A 16351-nucleotide genomic window follows, 5' to 3' on the forward strand; every position below is an offset into this window, starting at 1 on the left:
TCGCGAAGGACAAAACTAAACAGAACCAAGGTACTAAATTTACATATGCACACTTCTTCACTTTCAAAACCTCACATATTGTCTTATATCATTTCAATATTAATTATAGTGTTTAACTTCTTTTGTTTGGATGAAAATGTGTGTAGAACAATGCTACGACTGGGAAAATTTGAAGATAACACCAAATGCTTACCTATTGCCAACGTTAGTTGAATAAGGGGATTTTACTAAAGATGAATTTTATCTGTATAATCAAAAATAATGAAATGGCCTATTAGAGGAGGAAATTCTTATTACAAAAATACATATATTTGGTGCTGCTGGTTCTGGAACTTCGACACTCGGAACTGCGTTATCACAGGCACTTCCTTATACTCTTCTTGATACAGACGACTATTTTGGTTAACTAAGTTCACAGAACAAAGACCAATACCTGAAAGAACAAAAATGCTAAAGCATGACTTAACAATATATCAAAACTGTATTCTTTCGGGGGCAATATGTGGTTGGGGTGACGAATTTAAAGCCCATTTTGACTTGGTTATATTTTTGCAGCTTCCCCAAAATATAAGACTTGAGAGATTGCAACAAAGGGAATTTCATAGGTATGGGAATGAAATATTGGATGGTGGTAGTAAATACGACGAATCCAAGGCTTTTTTGAAGTGGGCTTCCTTATATGATGAAGCAGGAATGGAAGTCAGAAGTAAAATGTTACACGTACATTGGATGTCGGACTTAGAATGCCCGGTATTGAGAATAGAAGGTGACGATACGGTAAAAGAGCGAGTGAATATAGTCCTCAATTATTTAAGTTCGAACTGAAAAAAATATTGTGCTATCGGATTAGTTGAGCAAAATGGTCAATCCTTTTATCAGATTTTGTCACATCATAACAGTGTCGTGATTTTTAAGTTATGACACCAGCAATAGATAAAAAAGTCTCCCTTTCTAAATAAAAGTGAGACTTTTCGCAAATCTAACATATTTGTATTGTGATAGTTTTGCAATTTTCCCAAGCATACTTTTATACATTTACTGTTCTAATGCGAGTTTGGATGCTGCATACACCCGAAGTGTTCAGGGAAAAGTAATCGGTGAATGTGAATCATATAACGAACGTTCGGAATTCATTGGAGAGCGTGATGAGTTAAAGAAAAAAGCGTTTCTTTTTTTGATTGACTAAATAAATTCCAGATAAAAGTAAAACAAAAGTGAAAATGGCTATTAAAATGTTGGCCATTAAAACCGACATGTGGTTTTTAAAATCAAATACTATATGTATTAATAAAAATATTGCTGCTAGAACTACGCTAAGTATAGATAAGTTTCGCATATAAAAACTCCTTTTTTCAGTACTCACACATTTTACTTTCATGTTTTTTTATTTCAAACAAATCCCCATAACTAATGTATGCACTATTTACCACTAGTTGATATTACACCCCTTCATGGAAGTATTCTTATCCTTTAATTCAAAGAAAAGGCTGCCAATTCTCGTTTAACTAAACCAGCAACCGTTACTTTAAGTGATATGTTTCACAAACTTCTTTTCTTCTGCGTTCCATGGATTTAGAGTAACCAAAACAATCTCTAAATAACTTCCTGCCAATATATTTTTTGAAATCATTGTTTCTATATCTGTAATATTCGTTCCAATAGCTAATCATTCTATTGTAACTTTTGCTAAACGGCACAATATTTTCAAGACAAAATCTCTTAATCCGTTCTGTATCCTGTTCTTTTAAAGCATCATAAGTCATTTCTATTATCTCTACGACATATTCATCACATATTTTTACGATATAAGGAATAGCCCAATCTTCATAATCCATCTGAAGCAACGAAAACATATGCTTTTGGCGAACAAACCCGTCACAACTTCTTGAATAAATACAATGCAAAATCATTTTTTGTCGCAGACTTAAATTGTCTATAACTTCATCTAAACTATCATTGTAGTAGATGCGATAAGGAAACCTAATCATGGTATTATCTTGAAAGTATTGAATAGTATCCTGAGACACACCACTAGTGACATTTTCATTATTTTTATGAGGAATCATTCCAACCACTGCGGCTACATCCTCTCTCAAATAATTTGGAAATCCATCTTGAAACATTCAATCACATCCTAGCTTCGCTCAATCCTACATTTGCTTTTATTCCATTATACTCATAAGTCCAATAGCCAAAATCATTAAACCAATAGAAATTAGGATCGCAATTCCAAATTGATTAAAAGTAATTTTTTTAATTTCATCTGTTCTTTTCTGACCGGATAAAGCCATTATAAACACAATAACCCACCTCACCATTACTTAATAAGAAAAAGCCGCCGTGAAAGGCAGCCGACTCTTCACTAAAAGCCCCAGATAGTTGAAGAATAATTACAATTCTATTTAAGTAGTTTCTGAACAAACTTTGTTCTCCAAATTCCAAACCCTATTAAAGCACCAGGCATATTTAGGATGAAATCATCAACGTCGAAACTACCCTTTCTTGTAACTAATTGCATTACCTCAATAATAAATAATAATACAATCATTGAAATAGAAAATACCATTACTTTATTTGTTTTCTTTATGAAAAATGGTAAATAAATACCCATTGGTAAAAACAAAATAAAATTACCCAAAAGGTTTTTGATAGGGATATCCAAATTTATACTTCTATCAAGTATTGCATGAAAATATGTATTTATAGTTTTAAATGGAACGAAATTTGAAGAGTTTTTCATATACTCTAAGAATGGCAGGTCATACCTATAACCCCTAAAACCTAAGAATAATATAAACACCAATACCAATAAGTAAAATATAAAACTTATACTAAATACAATCTTAATTTCTTTCTTCATTTTCTCCCCCTGCACTTGCTGTTATTCATAAGGTGCTTTTTTCACTTTACACCATTTAGCCCATCGTTGGATAGGATATGAGTTTCCTCATGTTCTAACTTTAAACCTTTTGGAAAGTCCGTCAGTTCCTTTATAAAGGAACTATTCTCACCATGTCTAGCTTTTCAGCCGCTCGGCATACCTTTTCCTTAGGAATGTCTTTAGTCTTTGTTCTGTAGACTTCATCTGGCTTCAGAACTTCTAACCTGTCAGTCATAATGCAAGCAGAAGTATTAACGAGATAGTTTTAGGTGACGTGGTTCCTTCATTCCTACCCTCATTTGTAAAGTTGAGATTTAAAATCACAGAATCTCCTGTCTTTCACGCTGTTAACATTTATAACAGAACTTGTCGCGCGTACACAGTTAGCTTAAGAAGATAGAGATTATGATTAGATAAACGTGTGCTGCAATAATTACAGTTAACACAACTAAACCGAACCACGCTATCAATTTCCAATTACCCTTTGAATTCAAATAGAACGCGACATATAACACTATCGCCAGCACTGCGATAGGCAAGTGATAGAACCATACTCCACCAAGTTGCAGTAATATTGTCATTGGGTAGCTTAAAAGTAAAGCTACTATGCCTCCCAATATATATCTAAGTGCTTCAGCGTTAAAAAATTTACGACTTACTTTATAGCTCAGGAAACCTCCAATAGCACTGATAAACACCGCTAACAAACAGATATAAAGAATGGTTAGATAGGTCACAAACACTCCCCTTTTCAATCCCATATTACCATAATTGTTCATACGTTTTGTTAAACTAACTTGCCCCTTTAGTGCAATAAGTAAAAGTTGTCGTGAAAGGCAAAAAGCTTATTACTATTTAAATAAATCAAATAAGGGGTATAACGGATTACCGAATAATGGGATAATAACAAGCATGGTTATCAACATTACAATGATAAATATTCCAAGCCATTTTTTTGCTCATATGTTATTTCACTTCCTTTTCAATCTAATGTTAAAGTAATTATCCAGTTTCTCGATGTTAATCGGTATAACATCGAATTAATTGCTGAACGGGATTGTATGGTCTATGCACAGCAGGTTTACATAACGTCAGGAATGCAAAGCAGTTATCATATCTGAGAAGGAGAAAACAATTTGATACCGTTTTTTGAATGGAAATTTGAACTTTATTATATTATCTGCCTTTTGATTATCCCTGTTGTTTGTTGCATAATTGTCTATTTTACACAATCAAAACATATTTGGATTTCCCCATTATTTATTTTTTCTGCGTCTATACTTGTATCATTCATGTTCTTTCCTTATTATTTTGAAGATATTTTTAATGGTGAGTATGATTTCACAACAATATATTGGATTTTTTTCCCATTCCTACGCAGATTATTTCAGCTGTTTTTTTCACTGGTATAACTCATATTATTATCAAAATACGTGGTAGAGGGGTAAAAAAACTTTGGGAATTTAGAGGTAATGGTGTAGACGAGGACATTATTCTACACACTCATTCTTTCGTTTTCTCGACTTTTTTTAGGGACATTCTTTCCAAACCATGTTCAATTATCCTGCACTGTTAGTTCTACAAAAAACTGGATTAGTTCCATGAGATCAAACTGTAAAAACAGCGATTCAATCGCTGGACGGGCTTGTATAGACCATACACACCAAATTAACATAACGGCCGTTCACGGAAGTTCTTAACTCCATTACTCAATAAGAAAAGCTGCCCTACAAAGGCATCCGATTGTTTAACTAAAGTACTAATCCCAACTTGGGAAAAAAGTTGGTAATCCAACTTCTCGAAGCATTTTATTAAATGCTGGAGGATTTATTTGAGCACCGTGTTCAATTAGGAATAATTGGGCTCTCATTTTTTTAAATAGCTCCTGTTCAATTTGTGGGAAAACAAGCTCAAATGCTTTTTGTTTATCTAATTTATACAAATAATACACAGTATAAGAATATAGGTTAGGAAAATCCCTTTTTATAGAGTGTGCATTTACTAAAAATACAGTAAGATAATCTTCAAAAAAGTAAAATTGTTCTTTTGGTAAATACGTAACCCCCGCTTTGGTTCGAAAAACATCTGCTGGTCCGTTATACAAATTGCCCAACATAGCCGTAAAAGCTAATATAGCCCCTGCCCGAATCTCATTATCCTTATAATCAAAATAATTATAATAGTAGTCTTTGGTATCATCTCCCCAATCTTTAGCAGTATCAAAAGCACCTATTTCTATACCTTGGAATAATTTAGCCAACTTATATTTGACCATGTCATCAATCCTCTCAGCTTTCTTGTTAAACTAACCTGCGCCGTTAGCCATACATGAAGCGCAAAATCAGCGCTACACCACAGAGGATGAAAATGTGTGCAGTACGGGTATTGGATACTACGGCTGGCGAAGAAGATCGATCAACTATGGTGCCGTAGAGCCCTATCCGTTAGTCTGACTCCAACGACCACGGTGCATATCAGAATGTCTCACCCAATACGGGTAGCACTTATGGGAGATTAATCCTACTCTGGTTACTGCACTAGCCTTGCTTATATTTTCTGAAGGATGGAGCTGATTCTTGATTTACCCATCCATTCAATATTATTCTTCTCAGGGCACAGTCTTTTTTTTAAAAAAATTTCCTGAGCTTTTTTTGTTATGTAGATTTATAGATTTTGAGCGTTTTTTAATTTTCATGGGAGTTTAAGAAGTAAAATGAAGATTATTCCACTTTTTCTATAGTGATTGTAGAAATTCTCACTTGAGCCATTTCCAAAGTCGTGCCATCATATCCGACTTTCACCTACTTGTAACGGTTCTTCTGCATTCGCAGGGAGATCAATAACAACAGTTCCTAATAGTTTATTATCGTTCGCTTCAAGTTCAGAAATAGTAGCAGTTCCACTACTACGGATTTCCTCGATTGTTCCTACAAAAGTTGCTTTAACTTTATTCTCAACTTCCTCTGAATTACAAGCAAACAATAAACCGCTTAATAAAAACAGATATAAGAAAATCACTTTATTTTTCAATGTCACATTCCTCCTTTAAGCCTTAGACGACTGTTATAAAAATATGTTACATTTTCTTCTGCAAAAAAAGCCCGATTCTTGAACGCAAGTTAAACACTCTTCAACTAACCTGGCTCATAAGTTCATCAAGAAAAAAGAGTTACCTAAGTAACCCATTTTCAACTAAAGTGACATTATTCTTGAGATAAATTTAACCAACTTTTTTCATCAATTGATTGGATCTTATACTTTGAACCAACTATATCTAACATTCTTTGATGAGTTTTAATATCCCACGAATCATCCACATGTTCATATAAGTCTTTCTGTATAAATTCTTGAGTAATATAGTTTGTAACAGAACAAATGTCAACTAATTCTCCAAAAAACTGTCTTAACATCATCGAATCTTCTTTTTCTAAAGGTTCATCTGACAAGAAATAAATTTTGAATACATTAACAATTATATTTATATCTTCGTCATCTAAAAAACAAAGTGGCTCTAACTTTTTATCTTCTTCTGTAAATGGTCCTCTAGTATCTTCAATAATGACATAAGCCAACATTTTATTGTCTTTAAAGAAACGAAAAATTTCTAAATCTCGTAATCTTAGTTTTCTATCGATTGAAATCATTTTTTTCACCTATTCAAATATGAATTTATAACCCGCAGTTATATCTGTACATATTCTTAATCTAAACAAATTTTCCTTCTGAAACAAGAAAAAAGAGATGCATATTAAAGTTACTCAATTAGTATTTTAATCTCATTTTTATGTTCTTTTACAAATTCATTCAAAAAGTCATTGGCTTTTTTATTGTATACCTCTAACCCATCTTCGTTGTATGCGTCTGGTTCACCAAACATTTCTTGCGTATAAGCATCTATATAAGCAATTTGTTCGCTCCTGATTTCTACGTACTTCTTATAATATTCTTTAGGTTCCATACCTAACTTTTGAGCTTGCATTTCGATAAAATCAATCATAGATTTTCCGAATGGATCTTCTTTATCTCTAAGAGGTAGCAACATCATTGTTTCCTCTTGTAGATCTTTGTTATCGGAAACATCCAAATTCATTCTTTTAGCTTCTTGCAGAATTAATTCGATTTTTACAGTTCCCTCAATACTTTCCAACACCTCTTCATCTGTATACAAAAATCTTAATTCACCTATCGTAATTTCTTTATCTTTGACAATAGCTGCAATATCATTGTCATTATAATCTTTTATACTACTTTGAACACTTGAACTGCATCCCATCAGTGAGATAATTAAAGACAAAGAAATTATAAAAAGAGAAATTCTTTTCAAAAAAACACCTCCATAATATAAATCCTACCACTTGTAATACGTTTTATAATGCAAAATGTTTCAAATTTTCTCTCGAACAAACCTGCCCCATTAGCCATACATGAAGCGCAAAATCAGCGCTACACCACAGAGGATGAAAATGTGTACAGAACGGGTATTGGATATTACGGCCGGGAGAGGAAGGTCGATCAACTATGGTGCCATAGAGCCCATCCGTTAGTCTGACTCCAACGACCACGGTGCATAACAGAATGTCGCACCAAATACGGGTAGCACTTATGGAAGATTAATCCTACTCTGGTTACTGCACCAGCCTGCCTTTATTTTATGAAGAATGGAGTTGGTTTCTAATTAACTTTCAACTTAATATAATCATTTTGAAGGCTCAGCCTTTTTTCAAAAAACTTTTTCTGAGTTTTTTTGTTATGTAGTTTTATAGATTTTGAGCGTTTTTTAATTATCATGGGAGTTTAATGATTTATACAAGAACGTCAGTTTCCTTCTTCTTGAATATGCCTATTAATAGTATAATTAATCCTATGATGAAACCAATCATAAACAGTATAATAATTGTTACTGGTATTGCCCATATATTCCTAATAATTAAGCCATAGGTTAAACCAATCTGAAAAGATAATAATGGTGAGATTACCGACATAAGAGTGATTCCCCAAACAATGTATTTCCTTTTCTTTGACTTACCTTCGCTTAGATGATAAGCAGCAAGTGCTCCTATGAATGCAAATACATACCCAACAAAAAGCACCATTTTATCATCCCCTTCTTTATTTTAATTTCACAATATCTCTTATCTCACTAAACTGCCAGTTAGTTCAACAAGGAATTCAATCGCTGAACAGCCTTGTATAACCATGCACACGAGGTTAACAAAATGCCAATTTTCGGCAGGTAATTATGCTCATGACCCTATAAACTCTCAGTTCCCCCTGCGGTCCTTCGCTTTTTGTATGCATTCAATTTTATACATCGTTGAGTTAACAGGATTTCTGCTGAACGCCAGGTCCGTCAAAATCTATAGTTATGCAAATTTAACTAAATAACACGAAAATAGAACATCTCCCAAAATCCTGTATACTAACAACCATCCCAATGAATTTTTGTTTCATTTTATATTAATATCAAAAACATAAGTTGCTTTTCCTTTGTTCCATTCTACGATCACTTCATAAATATAATATCCCTCTTCCGATGGAAGGATTATTTCATTATCTTTAAGTTCAACAACATCACTTGTTTCATCTTCGTTCCATTGTTTTAGGATGATAGATGAAGGGTTTTCTTCAATTTCAATTTTTAATTTACCACCTTTTTCAACTTGTAATGTTTTGAATCCAACTGCTAAGTCATTTATATCTGAACTACTAATTTTTCTAAATTTCACGTCAGTATCTAGCCATTCGAACTCACCTATCATCATTATATAATCGTGAGTACCCACAATAACTTTGCCTTCTGCTTGCTTATAAGTATTGTTTGAAGATATTCCATTACAACCAGCTATAATAATAACTGTTAACAATAACAGCATTGTTTTTTTCATTATCATATTCTCCTTTTAATCTCTAAAATTGCATGTTTTTATTTATTTGGAATATGTTCACATATTTATATATTATAACACGTGTATTGATTAATCAGAATTCAAAAATCCAATGTCACTTTCCAACTAATTTGTCATCTTTTTGGCAGGTGATAAGGCTAAGGTTTATATTGCGTATAACGTCTGCAAACACTTCCCGATAATCTTCCTTTTAGTCAAATAAAAAAGAACAGGTAACTTTCACCCATTCTCTGCTGCAATTTCATCAATTCATCTATCATAAAAAACACTCACCTAAACACATCACCAAATAAAGGGATAACAATAAACAATCCCGCTTACTAAACCAAAGATAAAAATTTTTGAATAAGTAACGTACTTTTTTTCCTATATTCCTCCTTCTCTAAAGGAGTTAGTTCGCTATCTTCGAAGCATTATTGAAGAACGCGCAAGACAACAAGTAATCTCTTCCATAATCTAGACGCTGTACTTTTTAAAAAAAAATGAGCTGCGTTTAATTTTCATGAGAGTTCAATAAGAAAAAGCTACCCTTACAGGCAGCTACTTGTTCAACTAAAGCTTCCATTAGTTGAAGTATTTATGAGTTTTCCTTAATTTAAAACGGTCCAATTTGTTGATCAATCCGTCCCACTTCTCGTAGAGTATCGTTTACTGCTGAATTCTGATTTAATGACTTTTCCTGTTCATGAAAACTATATTTCCTTTTAGTCAAAAAATCCACAAGATAGACGCCTACAATTAAAGTTACAAAGAACCCCCAGAAAACCCACATTATCCAATGCATTACATTACCTCCCCTTTTTAATATATACGTAGCATTCGGCTAAAAGTTACATTTACTATAAAATGACAAACCTACCCGTAAGTAAAAATGGCGTACCCCAACGATTGCAACACCAATCACAAGAACAATAGATCCTATTAATAATTTGGATTTGATGTCGTTTTCCCCTATTCGAATTTATACAAAGTATACCATTAATGTGTAATAATGCGAATGCGATGTGCAAGACTGGCTGGTTTTAAATGCTTGACCGATACAGCAAAATATTGCTTCAGTTGATTTGTATCCAGCAATTCCATCTCCCCATCATTAAAATAACCAATTAGTAGCAAAGACTGTAACTGCGGGGGATAAGGACTCCGGGATGTAATTGTTGGTGATAGTATAAGACATATCTCTTTCTCCCTTTATCTTCTCTTCGATATTTCTATTTGACTTGGTTAGGTATAACCAAATTGTTTTTTGGTATATTCTCTTTATTCGGTAGTCTTTGTAAGAGAAGACAAGGAGTATGCTATTATTGGGAATAACTAGTATTTTTAAGGGAGTGAAAAAATGAAAAAGATTTATATTGCTTTATTAAGCTTAGCCTCCATCGTTATATTTCTTTTTATAATGAAGTTTTTTGGATGGACTATTGTGGTCAATAGAACTCGTATTGATAAATGGCTTTTATTGATCGCTGTCTTTTCTTTTCCTTCTGCAATTTACATAATTTCAGTTAAAAAAGATGTAAATATACGGGCAGCAGATACATTATCATTTTTTGTAATAATCATTGTAACAACGTGTTGTTTTAGGGCGTTTTTACTACCGTCTTATTATTATGCATATGTAGAAAGTAATGATATTCTTTCAAAACCATACTTTATCTCTGAAAAGAGGAATTCACAAACACCACAAAAAAATTCTGATATTTTTTATACCAATTACATTATATATAAATCTATTACCCCCGTTCTCTTTAAAAAAGAATCAACAGTAGTGGAGGAACGTGGTATAATTCGCTTTATGGAAAGTATATTGGAAACAGTTGAAATAGATGGAAAAATCTATATTACAACCGGCAAAGGTTTATTGCCTATTAAGTAGCAGAGGACGCAAGTTATAAAACATACTAAGATCAGTAGTGCAGACCAAGGCAATGGTTAGTACTACTGATCTTTGTATGTTTTCTTATTTTGCAATGGAGTTAACTACTTACGTTAAGGAGGGGTTGTTAACTAAGGTGCATGCAGCATACACAATTGAAAAGGTCTATTTTTTGTAAGAGAAATAGACCTTTCTTAATTTAATGATTTTCAATTAATGCTACTCGTTAATTCAACAAGAAACTGGATTAGCTCCATGAGATCAAACTGTAAAACAGAGAATCGATTGCTGAACAGGCTTGTATACGCCATACACACCAGACATAGGAAGTAATTACCTCCCGTCTGAAACTAAAAAGAATATGGAAAATGAAATATTGGGGAAATACATGAAAAACCGAAGGCGCAACAATGCCATCGGTATCATAACATTTATCTGCAAAACTTTGTACTGATGCCATTTTCAGTCGTTATTTAGGATAATAGGAAAACCCCGGGTATTTGACGACCGGCGATTCCACTTTGCGTAGCGCATCCAATAATTCTGGTCCAACATGCAAATTGTCTCTAACCAGGTCGCGAGGGGTAAGCGCCATCCATTGATTTAATGACACATCAACAAATCGATCACTCTTGAACATTTCCAAAAACCATAAAGTTTTAGTACCGGTATTCTGAATATAGTGCCCAGTAGCAAATGGCACATAGCCTACATCACCAGCTCTATAATCAAATGTACGAGCTATACCATTTCCAGCAAATACCGTCATGCGTCCCTGTCCAGTTAGGTAATATTGCCACTCATCGTTATTCGGATGCCAATGTAGTTCTCTCATCGCGCCTGGTTCAATCTCAACAAGCGCAGCTGCGATATTTTTCGATATAGGGAAATTAGAAGAGTCTACGATTCGTACGCTTCCACCAGGTGTTTTAATTGGTGTTTGCGCTAGCAACTGATGCTTGAAGCTTTGAGGAATGGTTCCATAAGGGGACTGAACCTTCTCGTTTTCCAAAGGACCGGGAACCTTGTCTTGATAGATATAGACCTGCCCCGAAGGAATGTGGTCAAATGCACTAACTGGTACTCCGAAATTGGCAGACAGCACATCTTTGGGAGTATGTGCAAACCAATCGGAGATGGATAAAGTGTTAAGGTCAGAAAAGGTACCGTCATCGAAGACGAGCAGAAATTCACAGTGTTCCAATCCCTGAATTGAGTGTGGGAGCCCAGGGGGGAAGTACCATAGGTCGCCTGGTCCTACGTCGGCAATGAAATTTCGCCCCTCTGAGTCGATTGACGTAATTCGTGCCCGACCTACTATCATATAGGCCCATTCTGCTTGTTGATGCCAATGCAATTCTCGAACACCGCCGGGGGTCAAGCTCATATTTACACCTGCCAGCGTGGTCGCAATGGGTAGTTCCCTGACAGTGATTTCCCGTGACCACCCCCCGTGATTTAATGTCATAGAAGTGTCGGAGAACGAAAATTTCATATTAGAAAGCAAGCCAGCATCCGTTTCAGGTGGAACTAACAAGTCGGGATTTTCAAGATCCCGCATAATATCCCGTGGACCGGTATCATATCCTCCAGCACCGTCATTTCGAATGGGCTGTGGCACTTTTGCGTACGTACCTTGATTTTGTTCCGGTTTTTCCAAGTCATAGACTCCTCTCATTGGAATGCATTCTTTGTGTACTCACCAAACAATATATGATGTAGGGTCTTTGTAAATGACGTCGAATCCAACACTGAACGGATTTGTATGCTGCATGCACCTATGATCAACATAACACCACTTCAAGGAAGTAGTTAACTCCATTACTCAATAAGAAAAAGCTACCCTAATGCAGCCGATTCATATTTACATACAATTGAAGTTTTATTTACCGAAAGTTATAATCCATAAGTTTAATAATGCTAAAAGTGAGAAAGAGATAAAAAAGCCGACATTTAAAACAATAGCTATCAGTTTATAATTCCCTCTTTTTCCAAATGAACCTAAAATAATTCCGATAATTGGACTTACTATAACTATAAGCAGAGTGAAGTTAAGATAATGATTATAGTAAAATTCAGATGAAGAAAATATAAAATCACTAATTTGTGTAATTACTGCGAGAAATAAAAATAAATATGAAAACGTGTTAAATTTACCCACGTTTTCACCTCCTATTACCAATTTAATATCCAAATAATTTCATTATATCTTAACGGCCTTGTATGTGCATGAACATCCGGTTCTCGCCGCAGTTGACACAATCCCATGCCCCCTTACCGTTCATCGCCTATGGTACTTCATTTTCTTTATACACGAAAATACATCGTTGGACTTACGAGCTTTTGGTGAACGTCAGACCTGTTTACATGAATAATTATGTAGATTTACCTCAATGATAAGCAGATGAAAAACCTTACCTGGAAAGTCATAGGAGGGTGTTGCAAAGCGTATTACCATGCCCCAAATAGAAAAAACAGGAAATCTCCTGTTCGTAATGGACCAGAAAAAAGCGAACCTTTCCTCGATATCATTGGGGAAAGGTTCGCTTCGTTAAACTAATGGGCTTTATCAGTGGTCTCAAAATTATGTGCAGAGTACTTGGGGTGTTGTTACTGATTTAACTTCCATTCAGTGTGCAAAATTGAAAATATCAACGCATCGTGGGAATGCCCATTTTGGAATAAATAACTTCTTAACTTTCCTTCTGCCATGAATCCATTCTTCTCTAACAGACCGATAGATGCACTATTTGCAGGAAATGCGACTGCCCCCATACGGTGCAACCCGAGTTCATCAAATGAATAATCCAAAACTGCTTGTAATGCTTCAGAGGTAATACCGCTTCGCCAAAAGTCTGGATGTATTTCAAATCCAACTTCCGCTCTTTTCATACCAAGTGCCAAGTTATTCAATCCAATCGTGCCTACAAACTGGTTCCCGTCTTTTATCGTAATCGCCCAGCGAATTCCTCTTTTTGTTTCATAAGTACTTTTGAAATGCTCAATAATTTTTTCCGCCTGAGCCAACTCGTACATCGGGTCCATCCCATAATATTTAACTACTTGTGGATTTGAAAAAATGGTGAATAGTGCAGGCGCATGACCTGTCTCCACTTTAGTCAATCGAAGTCGCGGCGTATTTAAAACTGGAAATGTCATACTAGCCCCTCTTTCACTTCATTTTCAACTATATCTGCCAAAGCTAATGGATTGCATTGTTCTATATACTTTTCTTCCGCGGGGAAATACCGTTGGTTGTACTTTAAAGCGATTTCTTTCTTATTCCCCATATAGATATCCCTATCTGTGATACGTTGTAACCTTGTCTCTTGATCCAACTCTAGATAGATGACTGTTTCAAAATAGGGTCTCAATTCAGGACGTTGTAGAAAAACCCCTTCAACGATTACTGTTGTTCCCGCGGGGATTTCAATTTCCCGCAGTATATAACTGTCAGTTTCTCTGTTATACACTTCGATTGTCTCATTCACATCCAAACCACTTTTCAATGGTAGCAGTAATTTTTGTATTAAATAATCATACCGCCATTGTAAATGATAATAGCAATACCATTCTTCATAATTCTCGTTATAACGGACTTCCTTTTTGTGAACAAAATCATCAAGGTGCAAGATCACTGAGCCCTCTAACTGTTGCTGCAATTTATAGGCATACATCGTTTTTCCCGATCCGCCAAGACCGTCAATTCCAATGAGCATGGAACATTTAGAGTGATTTTTCATTTTGGTATTCCCATTTCACGAAATGGATAGAATCTGAACTTCACTGAACCAATAACTGATTTTTCATCGATGAAACCGATGATTCTACTATCCGTACTGTTTCTTCGGTTATCCCCAAGCACGTATAAATAGCCTTCAGGTACTTCCACTTTAAAGTCTTGTGTTAACTTCTGGCCTTCGAAAATCCCAGCTTTATTCTCTTGCACATAGTCCTCTTCATATTCCACGCCATTTATATAAAGCTTGTCGTTGTTCATGACGACGACATCTCCTGGAAGACCAATTACCCGCTTAATGAAATTGTCCTCTGAATCCGGAGCATGGAAAACAATCATGTCAAAACGATCAATCTTATACACTTTTGAGATGACGATTTTATTATCATTTTCAAAAGTCGGCTGCATCGATTGACCCGATACGACGACTGGTGTAAATAAAAATTGGCGTATGACGATTGCAATGACGAATGCAATTGCTACTGATTGTATCCACGAAATGAGCTCACTTTTGCCGCCTTCTTTCATACAATACCCCCGTCTACTATATAATTCATATTATTTACCATATAACGTTACTATGCGTTTATAGACTACTATGCTCTATATTCTATTCTTTATGATAAATTCCTGCCCAACTTAAAAGATTCTTATTATAACAATCGCGCTTCGTTCACCACAATGTTAGATAAGTGAAAAAATGTCTCCGTCAATTCAATAAAACTTAATCATTCATATCTTTAATTCCGTGTTACTTTTCCACTTATACCGGTCGTAAAATTATTGGTTAGGCAAAGTAACTAGTTGTATATGATAAAAACAAAAAGCACTGAACTTTTGAGGTTCGGCGCTTTGAATATTGCGTACTATTTACCCCGAAAACGAGAATTCTCCCGATGGTTTATTATTTCATATCCGAAAATTCTTGCTCACTTCCATCTGTGAATTCAATTTCCAAATCAAACTCCGCGTAATCTTCTGCACCAAATGCTTTGGACACCTTTTCTATTACTTCTTCTCTCGACATGTCTGTTGTTAATCCTAGCTCTTTAAAAATCGGTTGCAATTCACTATAAGCTTTATCTCCTGATAACTTAATGTTATTTAATTTGTTCTTGTATTCTGCTTCGGTTTCGGACATATCCAAGTCAAATGAAGCTTCAATTGCATCTCTCTTCTTGACTGTATCTATATCTAAGTCAAATGAACGGAAACCGAACTCGCTCTGAATTTCCTCATTAGTAGGAGCGTTCTTTACTATTTCTTTATCGGTACACGCACCTAATACAAGTGCCGTCGATAATAGTGCTGTAGCGTATAACGAAAGTTTTTTAGTGTTCATAAGATAATTCCCCTTTTCAATGTATTATCCATGCTTCATAATTCATCTTTTCAAGTAAGTTCACCTATCACGTTGAGACGAATTATCCACTGATTAGTAGGGTACATGACCAACGGTGTTGAAAGGATAAAAAAGAATACATATATAACCTAGCATTCTCAGAAACTGTCTTACAATGTTCGACAGAAAAACTGATACTTATACATAAATATAGCATACCTTATCCTGTCGGTACCATTGTGGACCTAAAAATATACATCGTTTGAAATAGAGGTCGCCTGCTATTTAGTGATAGTCATTGAAGGCATCCAAAAAAGTTAAAAATAATAAACCCCTTTCCATAGGGAGATATTCTGCACTACATATTAAGATTAACAAGGTGGTATACCTCACCAGTTTTACGAACGAATTTAGCGAATGAGCAACAAGTGTGAGACGAAGTAGAGGGATGCAGTTCAATCCCTCCTCAGAAATCTACTACTGGGCTTATTGCGTGAGACCATAACCAAGCGACAAAGCGTTGTTGGAAGAATCCTCTATCCGTTAAGCGCCGACTGTATAGTACAAAGATTATAGTAGCAAAACCATTAAGTATTTTACCGATTCC

The 16351-nt window shown here is 35.0% G+C and carries 16 protein-coding genes and 1 pseudogene; 2 read left to right on the forward strand and 15 right to left on the reverse strand.

Annotated features, from left to right (window positions below; translation table 11 throughout):
- Nucleotides 1-292: 292 nt before the first annotated feature.
- Nucleotides 293-825 (forward strand): annotated as a pseudogene (locus MKZ26_RS08785) (ATP-binding protein).
- Nucleotides 826-1520: 695 nt separating this feature from the next.
- On the opposite strand, the gene MKZ26_RS08790 reads toward MKZ26_RS08785, so the two are convergent.
- From MKZ26_RS08790 to MKZ26_RS08830, 9 genes are all read right to left on the reverse strand, one after another.
- Complete coding sequence (locus MKZ26_RS08790) at nucleotides 1521-2123, reverse strand: hypothetical protein (protein WP_340765830.1); 603 nt, start codon at nucleotides 2121-2123, stop codon at nucleotides 1521-1523.
- Between the two features lie 275 nt (nucleotides 2124-2398).
- A complete protein-coding gene (locus tag MKZ26_RS08795; RefSeq protein ID WP_340741615.1) occupies nucleotides 2399-2860 on the reverse strand; it encodes a VanZ family protein in 462 nt (153 codons plus the stop codon).
- Between the two features lie 1780 nt (nucleotides 2861-4640).
- Nucleotides 4641-5156 carry a hypothetical protein gene (locus MKZ26_RS08800; RefSeq protein WP_340765831.1) on the reverse strand — a complete coding sequence of 172 codons (516 nt, stop codon included), beginning with the start codon at nucleotides 5154-5156 and terminating at the stop codon, nucleotides 4641-4643.
- Between the two features lie 509 nt (nucleotides 5157-5665).
- Nucleotides 5666-5911, reverse strand: coding sequence for a hypothetical protein (locus MKZ26_RS08805; RefSeq protein WP_340765832.1), 246 nt, complete (start codon nucleotides 5909-5911; stop codon nucleotides 5666-5668).
- Between the two features lie 173 nt (nucleotides 5912-6084).
- Complete coding sequence (locus MKZ26_RS08810) at nucleotides 6085-6525, reverse strand: terpene synthase (RefSeq protein ID WP_340765833.1); 441 nt, start codon at nucleotides 6523-6525, stop codon at nucleotides 6085-6087.
- A 110-nt stretch (nucleotides 6526-6635) separates the two neighbouring features.
- A complete protein-coding gene (locus tag MKZ26_RS08815; protein ID WP_340765834.1) occupies nucleotides 6636-7205 on the reverse strand; it encodes a hypothetical protein in 570 nt (189 codons plus the stop codon).
- 478 nt (nucleotides 7206-7683) lie between these two features.
- A complete protein-coding gene (locus tag MKZ26_RS08820) occupies nucleotides 7684-7974 on the reverse strand; it encodes a hypothetical protein (protein WP_340765835.1) in 291 nt (96 codons plus the stop codon).
- Nucleotides 7975-8328: 354 nt separating this feature from the next.
- Nucleotides 8329-8766 carry a hypothetical protein gene (locus MKZ26_RS08825; RefSeq protein ID WP_340765836.1) on the reverse strand — a complete coding sequence of 146 codons (438 nt, stop codon included), beginning with the start codon at nucleotides 8764-8766 and terminating at the stop codon, nucleotides 8329-8331.
- Between the two features lie 616 nt (nucleotides 8767-9382).
- A complete protein-coding gene (locus MKZ26_RS08830; RefSeq protein ID WP_340765837.1) occupies nucleotides 9383-9571 on the reverse strand; it encodes a hypothetical protein in 189 nt (62 codons plus the stop codon).
- 555 nt (nucleotides 9572-10126) lie between these two features.
- On the opposite strand from MKZ26_RS08830, the gene MKZ26_RS08835 reads away from it, so the two are divergent.
- Nucleotides 10127-10663: a hypothetical protein gene (locus MKZ26_RS08835; RefSeq protein WP_340765839.1), complete on the forward strand. Its 537-nt coding sequence runs from the start codon at nucleotides 10127-10129 to the stop codon at nucleotides 10661-10663.
- 469 nt (nucleotides 10664-11132) lie between these two features.
- Here MKZ26_RS08835 and MKZ26_RS08840 read toward each other — a convergent pair whose 3' ends face one another.
- The 6 genes from MKZ26_RS08840 to MKZ26_RS08865 all read right to left on the reverse strand — a co-directional run bounded on the left by MKZ26_RS08840 (nucleotide 11133) and on the right by MKZ26_RS08865 (nucleotide 15744).
- Nucleotides 11133-12323: an oxalate decarboxylase family bicupin gene (locus MKZ26_RS08840; protein ID WP_340765841.1), complete on the reverse strand. Its 1191-nt coding sequence runs from the start codon at nucleotides 12321-12323 to the stop codon at nucleotides 11133-11135.
- A gap of 222 nt (nucleotides 12324-12545) precedes the next feature.
- Nucleotides 12546-12824 carry a hypothetical protein gene (locus tag MKZ26_RS08845; protein WP_340765844.1) on the reverse strand — a complete coding sequence of 93 codons (279 nt, stop codon included), beginning with the start codon at nucleotides 12822-12824 and terminating at the stop codon, nucleotides 12546-12548.
- 449 nt (nucleotides 12825-13273) lie between these two features.
- A complete protein-coding gene (locus MKZ26_RS08850) occupies nucleotides 13274-13822 on the reverse strand; it encodes a GNAT family N-acetyltransferase (RefSeq protein WP_340765846.1) in 549 nt (182 codons plus the stop codon).
- Nucleotides 13819-14406 carry a uridine kinase gene (locus tag MKZ26_RS08855; RefSeq protein ID WP_340765848.1) on the reverse strand — a complete coding sequence of 196 codons (588 nt, stop codon included), beginning with the start codon at nucleotides 14404-14406 and terminating at the stop codon, nucleotides 13819-13821. Before MKZ26_RS08855 ends, MKZ26_RS08850 begins: the two co-directional genes overlap by 4 nt.
- Nucleotides 14403-14930 carry a signal peptidase I gene (lepB, locus tag MKZ26_RS08860; RefSeq protein WP_067206530.1) on the reverse strand — a complete coding sequence of 176 codons (528 nt, stop codon included), beginning with the start codon at nucleotides 14928-14930 and terminating at the stop codon, nucleotides 14403-14405. Before lepB ends, MKZ26_RS08855 begins: the two co-directional genes overlap by 4 nt.
- A 376-nt stretch (nucleotides 14931-15306) precedes the next feature.
- Nucleotides 15307-15744: a YusW family protein gene (locus tag MKZ26_RS08865; protein ID WP_067206527.1), complete on the reverse strand. Its 438-nt coding sequence runs from the start codon at nucleotides 15742-15744 to the stop codon at nucleotides 15307-15309.
- Nucleotides 15745-16351 lie beyond the last annotated feature (607 nt).

The organism is Sporosarcina sp. FSL K6-6792 (genome assembly GCF_038004885.1).
GTDB classification, from domain to species: Bacteria; Bacillota; Bacilli; order Bacillales_A; family Planococcaceae; genus Sporosarcina; species Sporosarcina psychrophila.